This is a genomic window from Sphaerisporangium flaviroseum, from assembly GCF_039537005.1.
GTDB classification, from domain to species: Bacteria; Actinomycetota; Actinomycetes; order Streptosporangiales; family Streptosporangiaceae; genus Sphaerisporangium; species Sphaerisporangium flaviroseum.
This window is the reverse complement of the sequence record NZ_BAAAZR010000007.1, coordinates 219,859-239,858: the sequence shown is the minus strand read 5'-3', so window position 1 is coordinate 239,858 and position 20,000 is coordinate 219,859. Positions and strand designations below refer to the sequence as shown.

The 20,000-nt window shown below is 68.4% G+C and carries 16 protein-coding genes and 2 tRNA genes; 6 read left to right on the top strand and 12 right to left on the bottom strand.

Going from position 1 to position 20,000, the window contains the following annotated elements:
• Positions 1-62 precede the first annotated feature (62 nt).
• The 7 genes from ABD810_RS16425 to galU form a co-directional block, all read right to left on the bottom strand.
• Positions 63-136, bottom strand: a tRNA-Ala gene (locus ABD810_RS16425).
• A 263-nt stretch (positions 137-399) separates the two neighbouring features.
• Positions 400-1,467: a divisome protein SepX/GlpR gene (sepX, locus tag ABD810_RS16420; protein WP_344940018.1), complete on the bottom strand. Its 1,068-nt coding sequence runs from the start codon at positions 1,465-1,467 to the stop codon at positions 400-402.
• Between the two features lie 273 nt (positions 1,468-1,740).
• Positions 1,741-2,373, bottom strand: coding sequence for a GNAT family N-acetyltransferase (locus ABD810_RS16415; RefSeq protein ID WP_344940015.1), 633 nt, complete (start codon positions 2,371-2,373; stop codon positions 1,741-1,743).
• A gap of 71 nt (positions 2,374-2,444) precedes the next feature.
• On the bottom strand, positions 2,445-2,921 hold the full coding sequence (locus ABD810_RS16410) for a MogA/MoaB family molybdenum cofactor biosynthesis protein (protein ID WP_344940012.1): 477 nt from the start codon (positions 2,919-2,921) through the stop codon (positions 2,445-2,447).
• Complete coding sequence (gene moaC, locus ABD810_RS16405; RefSeq protein ID WP_344940009.1) at positions 2,918-3,388, bottom strand: cyclic pyranopterin monophosphate synthase MoaC; 471 nt, start codon at positions 3,386-3,388, stop codon at positions 2,918-2,920. Before moaC ends, ABD810_RS16410 begins: the two co-directional genes overlap by 4 nt.
• Positions 3,385-4,623: a molybdotransferase-like divisome protein Glp gene (gene glp, locus ABD810_RS16400; protein WP_344940006.1), complete on the bottom strand. Its 1,239-nt coding sequence runs from the start codon at positions 4,621-4,623 to the stop codon at positions 3,385-3,387. The genes moaC and glp overlap by 4 nt, the downstream gene beginning before the upstream one ends.
• 37 nt (positions 4,624-4,660) lie before the next feature.
• A complete protein-coding gene (gene galU, locus ABD810_RS16395; protein ID WP_344940003.1) occupies positions 4,661-5,566 on the bottom strand; it encodes a UTP--glucose-1-phosphate uridylyltransferase GalU in 906 nt (301 codons plus the stop codon).
• A gap of 24 nt (positions 5,567-5,590) precedes the next feature.
• Here galU and ABD810_RS16390 point away from each other — a divergent pair, with 24 nt between their 5' ends.
• Entirely contained in the window at positions 5,591-6,151 is a 561-nt protein-coding gene (locus tag ABD810_RS16390) for a 5-formyltetrahydrofolate cyclo-ligase (RefSeq protein ID WP_344940000.1), read from the top strand.
• 101 nt (positions 6,152-6,252) lie between these two features.
• Here ABD810_RS16390 and ABD810_RS16385 read toward each other — a convergent pair whose 3' ends face one another.
• Entirely contained in the window at positions 6,253-7,320 is a 1,068-nt protein-coding gene (locus ABD810_RS16385; protein WP_344939997.1) for an LCP family protein, read from the bottom strand.
• A 126-nt stretch (positions 7,321-7,446) separates the two neighbouring features.
• Between ABD810_RS16385 and ABD810_RS16380 the strand changes: the two genes are divergently transcribed.
• The 4 genes from ABD810_RS16380 to ABD810_RS16365 all read left to right on the top strand — a co-directional run bounded on the left by ABD810_RS16380 (position 7,447) and on the right by ABD810_RS16365 (position 12,528).
• Entirely contained in the window at positions 7,447-8,949 is a 1,503-nt protein-coding gene (locus ABD810_RS16380) for a potassium/proton antiporter (protein WP_344939994.1), read from the top strand.
• A 641-nt stretch (positions 8,950-9,590) separates the two neighbouring features.
• Positions 9,591-9,935, top strand: coding sequence for an FmdB family zinc ribbon protein (locus ABD810_RS16375; RefSeq protein WP_344939991.1), 345 nt, complete (start codon positions 9,591-9,593; stop codon positions 9,933-9,935).
• A gap of 526 nt (positions 9,936-10,461) precedes the next feature.
• Positions 10,462-11,268: an S-methyl-5'-thioadenosine phosphorylase gene (locus tag ABD810_RS16370; RefSeq protein ID WP_344939988.1), complete on the top strand. Its 807-nt coding sequence runs from the start codon at positions 10,462-10,464 to the stop codon at positions 11,266-11,268.
• Between the two features lie 612 nt (positions 11,269-11,880).
• Positions 11,881-12,528: an RcpC/CpaB family pilus assembly protein gene (locus tag ABD810_RS16365; protein ID WP_344939985.1), complete on the top strand. Its 648-nt coding sequence runs from the start codon at positions 11,881-11,883 to the stop codon at positions 12,526-12,528.
• A 263-nt stretch (positions 12,529-12,791) separates the two neighbouring features.
• On the opposite strand, the gene ABD810_RS16360 is transcribed toward ABD810_RS16365, so the two are convergent.
• Positions 12,792-13,826, bottom strand: coding sequence for a D-alanyl-D-alanine carboxypeptidase family protein (locus ABD810_RS16360; RefSeq protein WP_344939982.1), 1,035 nt, complete (start codon positions 13,824-13,826; stop codon positions 12,792-12,794).
• 2,650 nt (positions 13,827-16,476) lie between these two features.
• On the opposite strand from ABD810_RS16360, the gene ABD810_RS16355 reads away from it, so the two are divergent.
• A tRNA-Arg gene (locus tag ABD810_RS16355) sits at positions 16,477-16,552 on the top strand.
• 184 nt (positions 16,553-16,736) lie between these two features.
• Here the strand turns inward: ABD810_RS16355 and ABD810_RS16350 are convergent.
• The 3 genes from ABD810_RS16350 to ABD810_RS16340 are packed head-to-tail and all read right to left on the bottom strand — an operon-like array spanning position 16,737 to position 19,560.
• Positions 16,737-17,939, bottom strand: a complete 1,203-nt coding sequence (locus tag ABD810_RS16350) for a cytochrome P450 (RefSeq protein ID WP_344939978.1) — start codon at positions 17,937-17,939, stop codon at positions 16,737-16,739.
• A gap of 36 nt (positions 17,940-17,975) precedes the next feature.
• Positions 17,976-19,361, bottom strand: coding sequence for an NAD(P)/FAD-dependent oxidoreductase (locus tag ABD810_RS16345; protein ID WP_344939976.1), 1,386 nt, complete (start codon positions 19,359-19,361; stop codon positions 17,976-17,978).
• A complete protein-coding gene (locus ABD810_RS16340) occupies positions 19,351-19,560 on the bottom strand; it encodes a ferredoxin (protein ID WP_344939974.1) in 210 nt (69 codons plus the stop codon). The genes ABD810_RS16345 and ABD810_RS16340 overlap by 11 nt, the downstream gene beginning before the upstream one ends.
• Positions 19,561-20,000: the final 440 nt, after the last annotated feature.

Genomic DNA, 20,000 nt, shown 5'->3' with positions numbered 1-20,000 from the left:
ATCGCAATGATCAGACGGGATCCCGTCAACTTCAGTCCAGCCGTCTCAAGAACGGCCCTGGGTGGAGCTGAGGGGATTCGAACCCCTGACCCCTTCGATGCGAACGAAGTGCGCTACCGGACTGCGCTACAGCCCCTAGGACTCGACCAGATTAGCAAACATTCACCACCACCGGAGCCACCCAGTCGGGTGGCAGGCCGCCGGCGGCATGATCGCCGAGGTCCGGCACCCGTCAACGGGGAGAGGGCCGCGCGGTCCCGATATGTCTGACCGACCGGCGTGGACGCGCAGGCCGTACGGCCGGGCACGGCGGACATGGAAGCGTGTTCGGCCGAGCGGCGTGGGCGTGACGCAGTGGGCATGCGGTTGAGGGTCACCCCGAGGGATGCGTGGCCGGGGTTAGTCGCCTACGGCGCGACGGGAGCGGTCGGCGTACTGGTCGAAGGGCTCGGCGCGCCTGCGGAACTCGAGGATCTCGGCCTCGGCCTGCTGCGCGGCGAGTTCGAGCTCGCGCCGGCGCTCCTGCTCGATCCGCTCCAGCCGCTCCCGCTCGGCACGGGCCTTCGCGGCCTCGACGCGCCGCTCCGTGTCCACGGTGACGGCGATGCGCAGTACCGCCAGGTAGGACACCAGCAGGAGCCCTGCGGGTGCCACGCTCCACCAGGGCGCCACGCCGACAGCCGCCGTCACGATCGAGGCGATCTGGAGTAGCACGGTCCAGAGCAACCACCGGCGGCGGCGTGCCATCACCCGGGCCCGGCGACGGCACTCGGTCGGAGACGGGTTCTCGAGGTGAAGATCTTCGTACGAAAGGCTCTCGTCTGACGGCGAGGTCTCGTGTGACGAGCTCTCCTGTGAGGGAGTCTCACCTGATGGGCTCTCTTTGGAGAGCTCAGGAGAGACGGTGCCACCGGATGCGTCCTGCCTGGCAGGAGGAGTGCCGGCGGGCGCCTCCTGGCCCGAGGCCGAGCTGTGGCCGGAGCCGCCGAGCTTTCCTTGGTTATGCGTTCCCGGCTGGATGGGAGACTCACCGGGCCTGGCCACGGACTCGCTACGCGTTCCCGGCCGGACGGCGGCCTCGCTACGCGTTCCGGGCTGGGCGGTGGAGTCGCTTCGGGTGCGGGGGGCGGTGGGGAGGAGGTCCATGGTGATCTCGTCGTCGGCGGGATCGGTGCCGATAGCGGCACGGGCGCCGGGGACTCCGGACACCGGGACGTCGGTGAGGGTGTCGCCGTCCTTGCCGTCGGACCCTTCGCCGTCGAAACCGTTGCCGTCGGACCCGGAATCCTCGCCGTCGGAGTCGTTGTCGGACTCGTCGCCATCGGAACCATCGGAACCGTCGCCGTCGATCTCCTCGTTGTAGAGCTCGGCGATGTCGACCGTGTGACGGTCACGGCGGAGCCACATCGGCACCAGGACGCACAGCCACATCACGACGATGCCGAGATAGAGGAAGGCACTGCTCATACGCCCACCTCTGCACCGTGTGCGGGGACAACGAGAAGAGCGCCGCTCAAGCGGCGTGCGAGATCGGCCCGGTGGGCGCGACCCCGGAATGTGCTACCCATGGGACCACCCCCAGGCAGCATGAACACACCACGGGACCGGTGCCGTCGCAAATGTGTTCACGTCACGCACCGTAGGACCGCGTGTCACTGGTTGACGAGCATTCGGTGCGGTGTGTCGCGAGATCGTCAACCTGTTTATCACCAGGCCTGGCTCAAAGCTGTCCATGCCCCTCTAGGAGAAGCCGTCGTGAGCTGTTTTCTCCCGAGTCTGCCGCCACTGGGCCATCAGCCCTCGGGGCACGTCTTCCAGGGTCAGGGCGTAGCAGATGTGGTCGCGCCAGGCGCCGTCGATGTGGAGCTGCCGGCGGCGGACCCCTTCCTCGCGGAAGCCGAGTTTCTCCACGACGCGCCGGCTGGCGTGGTTCTCCGGGCGGATGTTGGCCTCCAGCCGATGCAGGCCGACCGTGAAGAAGCAGTGATCGACGGCCATGGCGAGCGCGGTGGGGATGATGCCGCGCCCCGCGAGCGCGCCGCTCACCCAGTAGCCCACCTGGGCCGATCGGGCCGAGCCCCAAACGATCGCGCCCACGGTGAGCTGGCCGGCGAACGCCCCCTGCCAGGTCACCACCCAGGGCAGCGCGAGGCCCTGCCGTGCCTCACGGCGCAGGGTGCCGACCATGGAGATGTACGGCCCGAGGCCGGTGCGGAAGAGCGGGGTCTCGGGGTTGCTGGGCTCCCACGGACGGAGCCAGTCGGCGTTGCGCAGCCGTGTCTCACGCCAGGCACCGACGTCGCGCAGCCGCAGCGGCCGGAGTCCCACCGGTCCCTCGTTAAGGGTCGCCGGCCAGCCGCGAAGTCGGTCCACACGTCAATCATCCCCTGTCGGAACCCATATTCGCCATGGTGCCCCCCAGACCTCCGCTTTGACAGGGCGTGTCAGTGACGGGGGTGGTCGCCGCCCCTCATCTGGTCGACGGCGTGCCTGAGAATCGGGGCGAGGACGGCCATGCCGTCGCGTACGCCGCCGGACGATCCGGGAAGGTTGACGATGAGTGTCGTCTCCGCCTGACCGGCCAGCCCGCGCGACAGGATCGAGGTCGGCACCTTCTCGCGGTTGGCCTGCCGTATGGCTTCCGCGATGCCCGGGATCTCCCGCTCGATCACCCGGCGGGTCATCTCCGGGGTGAGGTCCTGCGGGGTCAGCCCGGTGCCTCCGGTGGTGACGATCAGGTCGTATCCGTCGCGTACGCCCGCTCGGAGGGCGGACTCGACCGGCTCTCCGTCGGGGACGACCTGAGGACCGTCGACCTCGCAACCCGCTTCAACGAGCAGCTCAGCCAGCAGTTGTCCTGATTTATCGGGGTAAATGCCCGAGGCGGCGCGGTTCGAAGCGGTCACCACCAGAGCTCTCATGGCCGGGTCCAGACGCCGGTCTTGCCACCGGTCTTCTCCTCGACCCGCACATCGGTGATCACCGCCGCCGGATCCACCGCCTTGATCATGTCGATCATCGCCAGCCCCGCGACGGTGACGGCCGTGAGCGCCTCCATCTCCACGCCCGTACGGTCGGCCGTCTTCACGCGGGCGGTGATCTCCACGCCCGTGTCGACCACAACGATCTCCACCTTGACGCCGTGCAGCGCGATCGGATGGCAGAGGGGGATCAGATCGGGAGTGCGTTTGGCGCCCTGGATCCCGGCGATGCGGGCGACCCCGATCGCATCGCCCTTCGGAACCGTGCCCGATCTCAGGATCTCCACGGCCTCGGGCGACAGCAGCACCCGGCCGGTCGCGCACGCCGTACGGACGCTGACGTCCTTGGCGGACACGTCGACCATGCGCGCGGCACCCGACTCGTCGATGTGCGTCAACTCGCTCATAGCGGGATCACCTCCACGACCGTGCCCTCGGGCACGTCGGTGACGTCCTCGGGGACCACGATCAGCGCGTTGGCCAGGGCGAGCGCCGCGAGCTGGTGGGAACCTTGCCCGTGCACCGGAGCGACCACGGCCCCGCCGCCCCGCTCATCGGCGACTCCACCTCCAGCGGCACCTCCGCTGAGCACTCCTCGCAGGAACGAGCGCTTGCCCGCCGGGGAGCGCAGCGCCGATGTCGTCGTCGCCGGCACGGTGACCGGGGGCCCGGCGGGCAGGCCGCGCATCCTGTCCAGCGCGGGCTTCACGTACAGCACGAACGAGACGTACGACGAGACCGGATTGCCCGGCAGGGTGAAGATCGGAACGTGCCGCTCGCCCAGCAGGCCGAAGCCCTGGGGCATGCCCGGCTGCATCGCGACCTTCTCGAACCGTACGGTCCCCAGGGGAGACAGCGCCTCCTTCACGGGCTCGTAGGCGCCCATCGAGATGCCGCCGCTCGTGATCACGGCGTCGGCCTCGCCGATGACACCGTTCAGGACCGTGGAGAACTCGTAGGGATCGTCGCCGACGGCGCTCCGCCGGGACGCCTGCCCACCGGCCTGCTGAACCGCCGCGACCAAGGTGTAGCTGTTGGACTCCCAGATCTGCCCGTGGCCGAGCGGCGTACCCGGCTCGACCAGCTCGGCTCCGGTGCACAGTACGACCACCCGGGGACGCGGATGGGCCAGGACGGCGCGCCGCCCCACCCCGGCGAGGATGCCCAGCTGGGCGGGGCCGAGCACGGCGCCCGCGCCCAGCACGAGATTCCCGGCCCGGACGTCCTCCCCCGACCTGCGGATGGCGTTGCCCACCGGGGCGGGCCGGCGGATCGCGACCTTGACGGTGCCTCCGTCGGTCCACTCGACGGGCACGACGGCGTCGGCGCCCTCGGGCACCGGCGCCCCAGTCATGATCCGCGTGACGAACCCGCGCTCCACCGCGCGCGGCTCCAGGTCACCTGCGGCCACGTCGGCGGCCACCGGCAGCACCACGGGCTCGTCTTCGGTCGCCCCCGCGACGTCCTCGGCACGTACGGCGTAACCGTCCATGGCCGAGTTGTCGAAGGGCGGCAGCGCGACCGGCGAGGTGACGTCCTCGGCCAGGGTCGAGCCGAGCGCCGCCTCCAGTCCGAGCTCGACCGGGTCGAGCGGTCGCACCGCTTCGAGAATCTCGGCCAGATGGGCGTCAACCGTCTTCATCGCATCCGTCCCCGGAAGGTCATCCAGCGCACCGGCTTCACCGGGGAACTTCGTCCAGGAACTCGCGCAGCCACGCTATGAATTCGGGGGCCAGATCAGGCCGGTCCGCCGCGAACTGGACGACCGTGCGCAGGTAGTCGATCTTGTTCCCGGTGTCGTAACGGCGACCCCGGAAAAGCACGCCGTGCACCGGGCCGCCCTCGTCGTTGCCGCGGCCGGCGAGCTCGAGCAGCGCGTCGGTGAGCTGGATCTCGCCGCCGCGCCCGGGCGGGGTGTTCTCCAGCACCTCGAACACGGCCGGGTCGATGACGTAACGCCCGATGACGGCCCAGTTCGACGGGGCGTCCTCCGGCGCGGGCTTCTCCACCAGGCCGGTCACGCGGACCACGTCGTCCTCGGAGGTCGGCGAGATCTCCGCACAGCCGTACAGGGAGACCTGCTCCCTCGGGACCTCCATCAGCGCGACGACGCTGCCGCCGTAGGTGTCCCGCACCTCGATCATGCGCTTGAGCAGGTGGTCGCGGTAGTCGATCAGGTCGTCGCCGAGCAGGCAGGCGAACGGATGGTTGCCGACGTGCTGCTTGGCGCACAGAACCGCATGGCCGAGGCCCTTGGGCTCCCCCTGCCGCACGTAGTGGAAGGTGGCGATCTCGACCGGTTCGAGGACCTGCGAGAGCCGTTCGGAGTCGCCCTTGGCGGCCAGCACCTCCTCCAGCTCGTACGCTCTGTCGAAGTGGTCCTCGATGGAGCGTTTGTTCCGGCCTGTCACCATGAGGAGGTCGAGGAGCCCGACCGAGACCGCTTCCTCGACGACATACTGGATGGCCGGCTTGTCGACGATCGGCAGCATCTCTTTGGGGGTCGCCTTGGTCGCCGGCAGGAATCTCGTACCGAGACCCGCGGCCGGGATGACAACTTTCGTCACTGGATCGTAGTCAGCCATGGATGCACCTTAATGGAGGGCCGAGTGGACAAAGCGGAGCTGCGCCGGAGGATCGTCGCCGCACGAGCAGGGCTCTCCGATCCACGCGGCTCGGCGACCGCGATCAGAGAAACGCTACTCGACCAACCGTGGGTGCAGATGGCCGGGCTGGTCGCGTGCTACTGGTCGATGGGTGACGAGCCCGCGACGCACGGCCTCGTGTTCGCCCTCTGGAAGCACGGCGCCACGGTGATCCTGCCCGTGCTGAAGCCCGACAACGATCTCGATTGGGCGGTCTACGACGGGCCCGACTCGATGGCCCTCGGGCCGCGCGGTCTCATGGAGCCCGTCGACACGCGGCGGGGCGTGGGCACCATCCGCACGGCCGCGCTGGTGATCGTCCCCGCACTGGCGGTCGACCCCTCCACCGGGATCAGGCTCGGGCGCGGCGGCGGTTCGTACGACCGTGCGCTGGCGAGGGTGGGGCCGAACGTGCCGACGGTGGCGTTGCTGCACGAGGGCGAGCTGGTCGAGGGCATCCCGGCCGAGCCCCACGACCGGGCGGTGACGATGGCGGCGCTTCCTTCGGGGATCGTCACTATCTGATCGTCCGGGATCGGCGGTCAGGGGAGGATCGTCGCCTTCTGGTCCGCCACGATCACCTGTCAGGGGAAGATCATCCCCACCTGGTCCTCCCCGACCACCCGTCAGGGAAGGATCGTCAGGTCGTTCAGGCCTCCGCTGTCCTCGAAGTACTGCTCCAGGCTGTCGTTCCTGATCGCCTCGTAGAACAGCGCGCCTGCCCGCTTGTCCAGGCGTACGACGCTGGCGCCCTTGACGGTGGCGGTGCCCAGCGTGGGAATGGTGGCGGAGTCGACGTTGTCCGGCCGAATGCTCCTGAGCTCCAGCGCCAGGTCGCGCAGCGTGCTCAGCGTCACGCCGGAGTCGACGCTGACGGCCCGCGTGAGCGCTTCGAGGAAGCCGTTCAGCTTGAACGGATCCGTCAGCAACTCCCTGCTGATGATCTTGTGCCCCATCGCGCCGATGAAGGCCTGCTGCCGCTTGATGCGGTCGAAGTCGCCCCCCGGCAGGTTGTACCGCTGCCGTACGAACAGCAGCGCCTTCTCGCCCTCCAGATGCACCTGGCCCTGCGGCCATGTGATCTTGTTCATCGGGTCGTAGACCTTGCGGGACACGTAGACGTCCACGCCGCCGATCACTTCGGTCATGCTGACGAAGCCCTGGAAGTCCAGCGCCGCGAAGTGGTCGATGCGCACCTTGGTGAGGCTCTCCACAGTCTTGATCAGCAACTGCGGGCCACCGAAGGCGTACGCCGCGTTGATCTTGTTGTTTCCGTGACCGGGGATGCGGACATAAGAGTCGCGGGGGATGCCGATGAGGGTGAGCCGATCCCGGCCGGCCGGGACATGGACGATCATGATCGTGTCGGCCCGCTGGCTGCCCGCCTCACCCGGCCGCTTGTCCGATCCGATGAGCAGCCAGTTCTGCGCGTCGCCCACGGTCTTGGCGGGGCGCCCGGCGTCCTCGGGGAACGCTCCAGGGATACGCTCGATATTGCCATTGAGCGTGACCTGACGCTCCATCACCAACGCGAACCCGGCCGCGAACACCATGGCGAAGATCAAACCGGTCACGATCAGCAGCCGGCGCAGCAACCGCCGCTTCTTCAATCGCTTGGCCGGAACGGCCTCCTCGCCATCGGCCGAATCGTCCTTCCTCGTGTTCTCCAGAACCGGGGAAGTCTCGTCGGTCACTTTGCCACCTGATGCCCGTCCATATAGCTACCGCTGTCTCGCGTGTGACGGTAGCCCATACGTGTTCATCGTGGTAGGGCCGTATACGAATACGACACAATGGGCGGGACGCGAGAAGGGAGGCCGGTGAACCTGAACGTCTGGTTGCTCCTAGCCTCCGTCGTCGTCATCGCCGCCATCGCGTCCGTACGAGTAGCCCACCGCACCGGACTGCCCAGCCTGCTGATCTATCTCGGGATCGGCCTGCTGATCGGCGAGGCGGGCCTGGGCATCCACTTCGAGAACGCGCGCCTGGCCCAGCAGATCGGCATGGTCGCCCTCGCCGTCATCCTGGCCGAAGGTGGCCTCACCACGAACTGGCAGCACGTCCGCGAAGCCGTACCGGCCTCGATCGTCCTGGCCACGGTCGGCGTGGGCGTGAGCATCTTCGCGCTGGCGGGGGCCGTGTACTGGCTGCTGGACATGGACTGGCGCACGGCGCTGCTGCTCGGCGCCATCCTCGCCTCGACCGACGCGGCGGCCGTCTTCTCCGTGCTGCGCCGGCTACCGCTCCCCCCGCGACTGTCCGGCATCCTGGAGGCCGAGTCCGGATTCAACGACGCGCCCACCGTCATCGTCGTCGTCATGCTCAGCCAGGTGAACGCGCCCTTGCCGAACGTCGGGTACGTCATCCTGGACGCCGTGTTCGAGCTGGGCGTCGGCTCCGCGGTCGGTCTCGTGATCGGCCCGATCGGGGGCTATGCCCTGCGCCGCGTGGCCCTGCCGTCGTCGGGCCTCTACCCCCTCGCCGTACTGGCCCTGGCGTTCGTCGCCTACAGCGGTGCGGCGCTCCTGCACGGAAGCGGCTTCCTCGCGGTGTACCTGGCCACGCTGGTCCTCGGCAACACGCGGCTGCCCCACCGGCAGGCGACCCGGGGATTCGCCGAAGGCGCCGCATGGCTCTCCCAGATCGGCCTGTTCGTCATGCTCGGCATACTCGCCAGCCCGCACGAGCTGCCGACGGCGGTCGCTCCCGGGCTGATCGCCGGACTGGTCCTCCTGCTGTTCGCACGACCGCTGTCGGTCGCCGTCTCGGCGTTGATCGTGCAGCTGGCGGGCGTCGACAGGATGTCCTGGCGGGAACAGGCCTTCCTGTCCTGGGCGGGACTACGCGGAGCCGTGCCCATTGTGCTCGCGACCATCCCATGGGCGGCCGGGATCGCCGGCGCCAAAGGCGTGTTCAACGAGGTCTTCATCATCGTGATCGTCTTCACGATGGTTCAGGGGCCCACGCTGCCGTACCTCGCGCGGCTCCTTCGCGTGAGCGCCCCCGACGAGGCCCGCGACCTCGGCGTCGAGGCGGCCCCCCTCGAAGAGCTCAACGCCGACCTCCTGCAGATCACCATTCCCCCTGGCTCCGGCCTGCACGGCGTCGAGATCTTCGAACTCCGCCTGCCGTCGGACGCGGCGGTCACCATGATCGTACGAGAGGGCCGTTCGTTCGTCCCCGAGGGCTCAACGCGCCTGCGGGCAGAGGACCAGCTCCTGGTCGTCACGACGGCCGCCTACCGCCAAACCGTCGAACGTCGCCTACGCGCGGTAAGCCGCCGCGGCAAACTGGCCGGCTGGTACGGCGAACGCGGCGAGTAACCAGAACGCAACGAGCACCCCAACCCCACCAACAAACCGCCCAGCGTCCGCTGTACGGCGACTGACCGCTGAGAGCCGACGGCTGCTGTACGGCGACTGACCGCTGACAGCCGACGGCTGCTGTACGGCGACTGACCGCTGACAGCCGACGGCTGCTGTACGGCCGACTGACCGCTGACAGCCGACGGCTGCTGTACGGCCGACTGACCGCTGACAGCCGACGGCTGCTGTACGGCCGACTGACCGCTGAGAGCCGACGGGTATCGCAGCGGCCTCATCCTCCGGGGGTATCGGGCCTTGTGACATGTCGTGAACAGTCCGCTGTCACAAGGGTTCCCCAGTACGCTGACCACGCCACCCCAACCCGGACACACCCGGCAGCCCCAGTCCGCCGGGCCGTCCGGCGCCCGCCGCTTCGCTGTCTTCGCCATGGAGGCACTCCCGGACCTGACGGGATACAGCGATCAGGCAGCGGAAGCGGCACCGGGTCGGCTCCCGCCGATCCCCTTGAGGGGGCCTGCCAGCGAGCTCCTGACGGGGATTAGAACTCGCCTGGGTGGCGTTTATCCTAATCGGCTGCGTACCATTAGCAGTCGCATCGGTAGAGTGCCAGTCTGCGTGAGCCATATGAGGAGGAGTGCGTGCCCACCTACCAGTACGCCTGTACCGCTTGCGGTGAAGGGCTCGAGGTCGTCCAGCGATTCACGGACGACCCGCTGACCGAGTGCCCGAGCTGCGACGGCCAGCTGCGCAAGGTGTTCTCGGCCGTCGGCATCGTTTTCAAGGGCTCGGGCTTCTATCGGACCGACAACCGCTCGTCGAGCTCCTCCGGGTCCTCGACCTCGTCGTCCGCCGCCAGCTCGTCTGGCTCCAGTTCCGAAAGCTCCAACGGCTCCGACTCCGGAACCACCTCCACCAAGAAGGAGCCCGCCGCTTCGGCAAGCTCCTCGGCCCCCGCGCCCGCGAGCAGCAGCTCCGCCGCCTGACGCCTCCCGGGTTGTACGGCGCCCCACCATGCCGTACAACCCGCCCGCACCTGCCGACTCGCTACCTCACGCGACCGTCACCCCTCATCGGCAACGGCCCGCCAACGGCGCCAACGGCTTAACCTTGCAGGCACGCTCCCCCGGGAACAGCACGACCCGCCCACACCCGCGGACTTGCCGCCCATTAGCCCCTCATCGGCGACCGCTCGCCCACCTACCGACGGCATAACCTCACAGGCTGCGCTCGCCGCGGACAGCACGACCCGCCCACACCCGCGGACTTGCCACCCATTAGCCCCTCATCGGCAACCGCTCGCCCACCTACCGACGGCATAACCTCACAGGCTGCGCTCGCCGCGGACATCGTGACCCGCCCGGGCCTGCCCGCACCGCTCAGCCCGATGCCGACCCGCCATCCCCCCGCCGAGCCGTAGCCTCCATTCCACAGCCGCTTCACGTCGAAGGTTTTCCACAGGTGTCGGTGCGGGTCTCAACGGCGCTGGTGCGGGGCGCTAATGTCTGCGCCATGGTCATGAGAGCGGACATCGGGGTCATCGGCGGTTCGGGCTTCTACTCCCTCCTCGAGGATGCCGAGGAGATCGACGTTGCCACGCCGTATGGGCCGCCGAGTGACACGATCACCGTCGGCCACATCGGCGCGCGCGCCGTGGCCTTCGTACCCCGCCACGGGCGCGATCACCGCCATCCTCCCCATCGCATCCCCTACCGGGCGAATCTATGGGCACTCCGGTCCCTCGGCGTCCGCCAGGTGCTCGCGCCCAGTGCCGTCGGCTCTCTCCGCCTCGAGTACGGCCCCGGCACTCTAGTGATCCCTGATCAGCTCGTCGATCGCACCTCCGGCCGAGTCCAGACCTTCTACGACGCAGGCGGCGCGGTCCACGTCCCCTTCGCCGATCCGTATTGTCCCGTCGGCAGAGCCCTGTCCTATTCCAAGGCCGAGGCCGAAGGCTGGGATGCCGTCGACGGGGGCACTCTCGTCGTCATCGAAGGACCCCGATTCTCCACCAGGGCCGAGTCGCGCTGGTTCACGTCCAACGGCTGGTCGATCGTCGGCATGACAGGCCATCCCGAGGCCGTCCTCGCCCGCGAGCTCGCCCTCTGCTACACCACGCTGGCCCTGGTCACCGATCACGACGCCGGAGTCGACACGGGTGAGGGCGTCACCCAGGACGAGGTCTTCGCCTTCTTCGCGGCCAACAGCGAGCGCATGCGCACACTCGTGAGCTCAGTCGTGGCCAAGCTCCCGTCAGAACGCACCTGCCCCTGCGGCGACGCCCTGAAAGGCATCAACCTGCCCTTCGACCTCCCATAACTCATCCTCAGCCCCTGCAGCCACGAGCCACCAATAGCCCTGGAACTCAGCCGGGCCTGCGGTGACGCCGTGAAAAGACATCAACCTGCCCTCGACCTCCCATAACACCGCCCTGCCTGCGCAGCCCCGTGACGCCAACCAGCCCTTTGAGCACAGCTGCCCCTGCGGTGGACGCCCTGAACTGCCCCTCGAGCTCCCATAGCCCTGTCCTCAGCCTCCGCAGCCCCGGCGTGACGCCAACCAGTCATTCGAATGCAGCTTGCCCCCGCGGCCACGCCCTGAAAGGCATCGACCTCCCATAACCCTGTCCTCAGCCTCCGCAGCCCCGGCGTGACGCCAACCAGTCATTCGAGTGCAGCTTGCCCCCGCGGCCACGCCCTGAAAGGCATCGACCTGCCCCTCGACCTCCCATAACCCCGTCCTCAGCCTCCGCAGCCCCGCGGCACCGCCACCAGCGAGGCGCGCAGTAGTACAACCGCCTCCGAACAAGCGACCCCCGGGGTTCCCGTGTCGTATGTGTGCGCGTGGCCCCAGGATCCGAACACCGTCCCGCTCACGCTCCGTTCTCAGCACCATCCCGTCCCATTCATCCATTCCTCCGCAGGAGCCACCATGCGGATCACGTTCCGTGCAGTTCGGATACTCAACCGTCGACGACGGCTCATAGCCGTCGTCCTCGCGGCGATGGCCACCGGATGTGTGGCGCTCGCCGTACGCCCGGCGGCCTCCGTTGAGGTCCTGGCCGCCGCTCGCGATCTCCGGGGAGGGGCGCTGTCGGCATCCGATCTCACGGTGATTCACCTGCCGGAACATGCTGTGCCTGACGGAGCGCTCCGCCCGGGGGCACGGGTCGCTGGTCAGGTCCTCGCCGCCCCGACCCGGCGCGGCGAGCCCCTGACCGACCTACGTCTGCTTGGTCCCGCGCTGATAGACGCCTACGGCTCGGGCATGCTGGCGACCCCCGTACGCATCACGGACGTCGGCTCGGCCCGTCTCCTGCGCACAGGCGATGTCATCGACGTGATCGCGGCCTCGGCCGGCTGGGAGGACGCCACCGCCGTCCCTCGCACAGCGACGGTTGCCCAAGCCGTCACGGTCATGGCCTTACCGGGCTCCACACGCGCGACCAACTCGGTCGACTCCATGGCGGACAGCGGCGCTCTGGTCGTCCTCGCCACCACACCGGACCAGGCCACTCAGCTCGCCCAAGCCAGCGCGGGCTCACGCCTGTCGATCACCATCCACGGCCACTCGAGGTGAACACGCACGCAGCCATCGCGACCGGCAGAGTGAACACCCACGCAGCCACTCCTCGCCCGCAGAGGCGAACACCTATGCAGCCCCCACCGGTAGAGGGGACATCCCCCACCAGTAAAGGGAAACATTCACCGCAGCCGCCCCCGACCCGCAGAGGTGAACACTCACGCAGCCACCCCTGACAGACGGAGGTCAGACCCTTGCAAGCCAACCGACCGTAAGCCGAGCCAAGAGCACCAGAGAATCACGCCAGGCTGCAGATCTCCCTACAGCAGAGATCCCAGCTTGGGGTCGTACTCCCAATGCCAGGGCTCGAACGGGCTGTGGTACGCCCAATCAGGATGTATCCATCCGAACTTCTTGCCGTTGGCCTCGAGCCAGTTGAACTGCACCGAGCGGAAGACATCGACGCCGCCACACAGGTCGACAGCGAGCCCGAGCCCATGGTTGCTGCGTCCCGGCACCGCGGCGAAGCCCGGCCTGCGGTAGAAGATCGACTGCTGCGCGCCGAGGCTGCGGTAGCTGTCCGTCACGCACATGGGCCGGCCGAACTGCTTCCTGTACGCCTCGTTGAGCGCCACGAAGGAGATCGCCGCATCGGCTCGCAACTCACGACCCCGCTGTTGCAGGGGACATAGGACGGTCTTGGGAAGCAAGCCGTTGGGATACTGCGCGGCCGCGCTGACCCGAGTCGGGTCACACGCCGCCCCAGTACGGCCGCCCTGGTTGACGCGCACTCCCAGCTTGGTCAACGCCTGCGACAACGACTTCACAACCGTGGCGGACCGCTTCCTCAGCGTGTCGATCTCAGCGCTGAGCTGCGCCTCCACCAGCAACTTCGTAGCCCGAAGCTCCTGCGCGTCGGCCGCCAGCTTCTGCTGCTCCTGGTAGAGCCGCCCTGCGTCCGCCAGTACTTTGTCTCGTCCTGACACGAGGTACGTCATGTCGCTGAGAGCACGAAGGCTGGACGCGTCATCCTGCCCTGAGAGGAAAGGAGCCATGTCGCCGCCCGACGGCTCCTGATACAGCGACTGCACCAGATCAGCCAGGGGCCTGCGCACCTTCGACAGCTCCACGGTGGCCGTACGCAACTGCTCCAGCTTGACCTTGAGCTCTTTGTCGGCCTTCGTCAGAGTCGCCTGCCGCTGCTCCAGTGCCTTGGTGGCGTCCGCCAGCGCCTGGGACGACCTCTCGGCGTCGCGACGCAACTCTGTCAGGTTCCCAGGATCCAACTCCTGGGTCCCCGCCTGGTGTGTCGGCGACTGCGCCTGGGCCGTGCCCGACGATGTCATGGTGACCATGGAAACCATCGCCATAAGGACCGCGACCAGGCCCGCTGATCGAGGAGATGGCACGTTACGGACCCCTCCGTTTGCGAACTTGTGACCTGAGCCCGGCACGCACGTTACTACAGCAACGTGTATGTCAGGGCGGAGTCGCGGCAGCTGTTATGTACGAATCACGGCATTTATACCTTCTCACCGCCACCCCACGGACCCAGTTCCCCATCCAGTGAGCGTCACCACAGCCACCCCTCCAACCGCCCAACTCCTTCACCACCCACCTGATCACCAACAACCCACCAAAGGCGATCCACCCCCCACCGTGGGTGATCCATCCGCCCATCCGCGATCTCCTCATGGGCGCTTAACCCCACCACAGGCGGTCCACCCACCCACCGGCGATCCCCCCACCGACGGTCAACCCACCACAAGCGATCCACCCACCCACCGGCGATCCCCCCACCGACGGTCAACCCACCACAAGCGATCCACCCACCCACCGCCGATCTCCCCACGGACGGTCAACCCACCACAAGCGATCCACCCACCCATCGGCGATCCACGCCCCACCGCCCGACCTTTCCAACTCACAACATCAACGCGCCACCCACAACCCCTGCACGTCAGCCATACGCCTGCGCTCGGCACAACCAGTCCAGCCATCGATAGCACATAAGAGATGCGGTACCACTCACCCCGGAACCCCGAATGCGAACGTCACCGACCTCAGCACCCATCGCCCCATGCAGAACGAGCGCCTACATGACAACTCGTCCCACCTGCACACCCTGGCCAGGCCAAACCCAGCACAGCTGCCCGCGGAGAGGGCCGCAGAGCAGACACGGGAAATCCGCACGCCCCAGCCAAACCCAGCACAGCACCCCGCGCAGAGAACCCCAGAGCAGACACCGAAAACCCCCACACCCCAACCAAACCCAGCACAGCACCCCGCGCAGAGAACCCCAGAGCAGACACCGAAAACCCCCACACCCCAACCAAACCCAGCACAGCACCCCGCGCAGAGGGCCGCAGAGCAGGCACGGGAATCCGCACGCCCTAGCCGATCCCGGCGCAGCTGCTCGCGGAGGTGCCAGCCTTCATCGGCAAGGAGTCGGAGCCGGCTCAGCACCCCGACACCTACCAACCCCGGAGAACACCAAGTCAGGCATTTCGACCTCACAGCACCGGCCGAACACCACTGACTCCCCTACCAACTAGGCACACGGATTCGTCGACACCACTAACCTCGGCGTCCGCGGGCGGCGGGGTCGACTTCTGCCGTGTCTACCGGGCCAACACTGACTGCTTTCCGGCGACTCTCGAGCTGCTTGTCGGCACCATCGGCTCCCTCATCGCCAAGCCAGCGTCGATCACCCGGATACCGCCGACTCTGACACCGTCCGCCCGGTCATTCATCTAGCCCTGGCAGTCCACCCAACTCGACGCACACTGCCTGCTCGAAGCGACAGCGTTTCTTTCCTGGTCCGCTCCGTACTACTGGAACGTTCGGCCCTCACCATTCACCTATCCACGCCAGCGCCGATCTCCTCCGCGACCTTCCCACCGGACCGTGCCCACCCTCTTGCCGGACAACGCCGCGCCCGCACGCCCATCCGACCGCGCGCCTGTCCACGTATCCGATCGCGCGCCCGCACGCCCATCCAATGCCGCTCCTACGTGCCCACCCGGCCCCTCGCCCGTCCACGTATCCGACCATGCTCCCGCGTGGCCACCGGAGGCCCCTCCAGCGCGCCGATCCGACGGCACCCATCGCGTACGTTCTACGTGTTGCCCGTCCGGCACGGGACCTGCCGTCTCCACCGCCCCCGCACGGCCATCCGTACCCGGCGCGCCTGCACGGCCATCCGTACCCGCCGCGCCTGCACGGCCATCCGTACCCGCCGCGCCTGCACGGCCAATCGTCCTCACCACTCCTGTACGGTCATCCGGCCCCACCACTACTCCACGCACACCACGCGGCACCACACCCGCACACTCATCCGACCGCGCCCACTGTCCACGCCCCGCCGAATGACCACGACGCGTCTCAGACTGCCTCCCCGACGACTCCCGCCCGAATGCTGCCGCCTGCGGATCAATACCTGAAGTCCCATCGCGACGACCGCGTCGAAGTCCCCCAGCCCACTCATCCCGGCCGACCTCCAGGTACGGATGCGTCGACGGTTCCGCTTCGGCCGATCCCCCCGAGTTGCCGCCCCACACGCCCTCGCCTTCCGAGGTCAAAGGACCTGGTACCACGCCCTCATACTCAAGATCAGGATGCGGAGGAGCCGGCACAGGTGTCAGAAAGACCCTGCTCGGCACCTGCTGCGATCGAGATACGGCTCTCACCTTCACCACCTGCCGCGGCCCACCCCGCAACTGCTCCTCATAGCCGGTGAGCTCCGCCACAAGGAGCCCCACCGCGAGGACCGCAGGCGCCAACATCGCGGCTACCAGCACACCAGGCCGGACACCACGGCGCTTCTGAACTCGCATTCGTCGCCGACCTGTCACGCTACGTGACAGTAGTCACCGACCGCCACCCTGCGTCGCCGGCATGTCAGCCCTTTACCCCAGCTCAGAGCACACATGGGATACGAGCCACAAGCCAAGCCCCGCCTAGTCACACATGGTGCCCACCTTTCGGTACGCTTACTGCAGCCCCGCCTCCGTAGCTCAGGGGATAGAGCACCGCTCTCCTAAAGCGGGTGCCGCAGGTTCGAATCCTGCCGGGGGCACCACCCAACCAGCCACAACAGGTCCCACCTGGGCTTCTTCCCCCACCGCCCCGCCGATCTTGAGCAGCCATGTGCAGCCGTAGGCAGTCACATGTCAGCGCTCGTGCAATATACGTGCAATGATCTTGACCACGTTTTGCCAGGTCAGCCCAGAAATGAACTGGCATGGATGAGAGTCGAGGAGTTGTCAGAGGTCGATATGGAGGTGTCTGGGACCGCGGAGCATGGCGTTGTGCCGGTAGGCCGGTGGGTCCTGGAGGAGGGTCGCGGTGCTGAGGCGCGGGATCAGAGCGCCGAGCGCGGTCTGGGCTTCGATCCGGGCGAGTGGTGCGCCGTAGCAGAGGTGGATGCCGCCGCCGAAACCGAGGTGCTGGTTGTCGGTGCGGGTGGGGTCGAACCGCTCGGGGTCGCGGAACCGTCTGGGGTCGCGGTTGCCTGAGGCCAGCACCAGTACCAGGGGCGCACCCTTGGGGATGGTGACACCGGCGACGTCGATGTTGGCCAGAGGCGTGCGCTGGCGGATCTGCAGCGGGGGCTCGTAGCGCAGCAGTTCCTCCACCGCCAGCGGGAGCAGATCGGGCACCCGGCGCAGCCGGTCCAGTTGGTCGGGGTGGCGCAGCAGGGTGAGTGCCCCGTTGGCGATCAGGTTGACCGTGGTCTCGTGTCCGGCGACCAGCAGGAGCACGGCGGTGGCCGCCAGCTCCTCCCGGGTGAACGCCCCGCCGGGACCAGGCTCGTTGACGAACGCCGAGAGCATGTCGTCACCGGGGTGGCCGCGGCGGTCTTCGGCGAGGTCCACCAGGTACCGGCCCATCTCCGTCAAGGCTTGTTCGCCGATCGTCCGCCGTTCGGCAGGATCCTGGCCGGGCCTGATGTCGGCGAAGTCGATGATCGTGGCGGACCACTCCCGGAAGACCGGCTCGTCCTCCCGGGGCACACCGAGCAGCCGACAGATGACGGTGACCGGCAGCGGGTAGGCGAAGTCCTCCACGACGTCGATCCGCGTACGGCCGTCCAACGCCTCGAGAAGTTCCGCGGTGATCGAGGCGATCTGACTGCGCATCGCGTCCACACGTCCCGGGCTGTGCGGCGGGCCGAACGGCCGCATGGCCAGGCCGCGCAGCCTGTGATGCTCGGGGTCGTCGAGCCGGATGAAGGAGAGCATCCCCTCCTCCGGGGCCAGGTCGCGGTACGGGGCGGCGAGGTTGCGGGGGTCGGAGCTGACACGAGGGTCGTGCAGCAGCGCGGCGATGTCGTAGTAGGTGCCGACCAGGTAGCTTCCGTCGGTCTGCCGTACTACCCCTGCCTCGCGGAGTTCGGCGTACAGCGGGTAGGGGTCGGCGCGGTTGGCGTGGTCGGTGATCCGCTCCAGCAGGGTGTCGACGGCCATGCGGGGCTCCTGGTGGCAGGCAAGGGACGGAAGAGGTCAGCCGCCGGGCCGGATGCCGCCGGGCCGGACGAGGGTCAGCCGGCGGTCGGGCAGGTGGCCGGTGAGCGCGACGGTGGGACCGTGCAGGAGTCCCCGAGGGTCGGGCACGTTGGAGGGGACGGGAAACTCGGTCACCAGCGGGCTGCCGTCAGCCGCGCCGGGCCCGGGCGGGAACGGGGCCGCGGCCTCGATCAGGCCCTGGTAGTACTCCAGCCACTTGGCCATGTTCACGGTGACCGCGGCGGTCACGCGGCCCCGGTAGCCGTAGACCGCCACCAGACGGCGTTCGCCGAGCGAGCCTTGGGCGATGACCACCTGGTCGGAGAAGGAGGGGACGCCGACGGACTTGATGTTCACCCCGAACTGGCTGGACCAGAAGACCGGGACCGTCAGGTGCGGGCGCCGCAGCGGCCCAGGGCTGACCATGTTGTGCGCCGCCACCTCGGCTTGCGCGACCGCGTTTCCCCAGTGTTCCAGGGCGAGCATCTGGTACTCGAACAGCGGATGCGGGAAGCGTGCGACGTCGCCGGCCACGAAGACGTCGTCGGTGACGATGCCGTAGGCGTTGAAGACGCGGCACCCCGCGTCGCAGGCGACCCCCAGCCGCCCCGCCGCCAGCCCGGAGTCCGCCAGCCACTCGGTGTTGCGGATCGCCCCCATGGCGACGACGCACACGTCCGCGTCGACGCGGCTGCCGTCCGACAGGTCCGCGCCGGTGAAGTGTCCGTTCCCGCGCAGTGCGGTGACCGTCACCCCGCAGCGCAGGTCGACGCCGTGAGCCCGCTGCAGACCGGCGGCGAGCTTCGCGAACGTCCCGCCGAGCGCGCCCACCAGCGGGGCGGGGCCCCGTTCGGCGACGGTGACCTCGATGCCCCGCTCCCGGCAGGCCGAGGCGATCTCCGATCCGGTGAAGCCCCCGCCGATCACCAGCACCCGCCGCGGCCCGGCCGTCAGCCGCTCAGCCAGGCGGGCCGCGTCGTCGCTGGTGCGTAGGGTGAGAACCCCGTCCAGGGCCGCCTGCGCCGGGTCGGGCCAGGGCCTGGCCCGCGTCCCGGTGGCGATCAACAGCCGGTCGTAGGGCAGTGACACGCCGTCGGCCAGCAGCACCCGCTTCCCCGCAGGATCCAAACCCGTAGCCGCCACTCCCAGCCGCCAGTCCGCGTCCGGATCCCGGCGCGTCGGCAGCACGGTGGCATCCGCCGCCGCCTTGCCAAGCAGCACCTGTTTGGACAGCGGCGGCCGGTCGTAGGGCGGGTGGGGCTCGTCTCCCACCACCGTCAACGAGTCGGTGAAACCCTCCTCGCGCAGCGTCTCGGCGGCCCGCAACCCGGCCAGCGACGCCCCGACGATGACAATGCGGCCCTGGTCAAGGTCACCGGACATCGGCCCTCACTTGGTCACCCACGAGGATCGCCTGGACCGGGCACGCTGCCGCTGCCTGGCGCACACGGTCGAGTTGGCCGGCGGGGACGGCAGGGTTGTACAGCAGCGCCTCCTCACCGTGCAGCTCGAACACCTCCGGAGCGAGGAACACGCACTGCGCATAGCCCTGGCAGCGGGCGAGGTCCACCACGATCCGCATCACCGCCACCCCCTCAGCTGCCGCAACTCCCGGCCTCTCACATTCGGGAAAATCAAGCGCCCGCCCGGCTGTTTCACCGGAGGTCCCAGTAAGCCGCAGCGATGTGGGTGTCATCCGTTCACACGAGTCACCGTCCTCGCATCGGCGCCGTGGTCATCGTCCCCGAGGAGGCCGCCGACTTCGCTCTTGGTGAGCAGTCTCGCGCGTCTGGTCCTAGGCACCGTCACGCCGAACCGGGCCGTTGCCACAACTCAGACGATCAGTTGGGCTGAACGAGACGGTGGCAGTGGCCGCGGGTGACATCACCGCCACGTCACCGGCCAGGTGATCGCCGCGGGGCGGACAGCAGCTTCCCGCCGTGCCAGTTCCTCCAGCAACGAGCCCACCGCCACCACTGCCTTACACGCTTGCACACACGAAGAGACGCGACGCCTCAACCA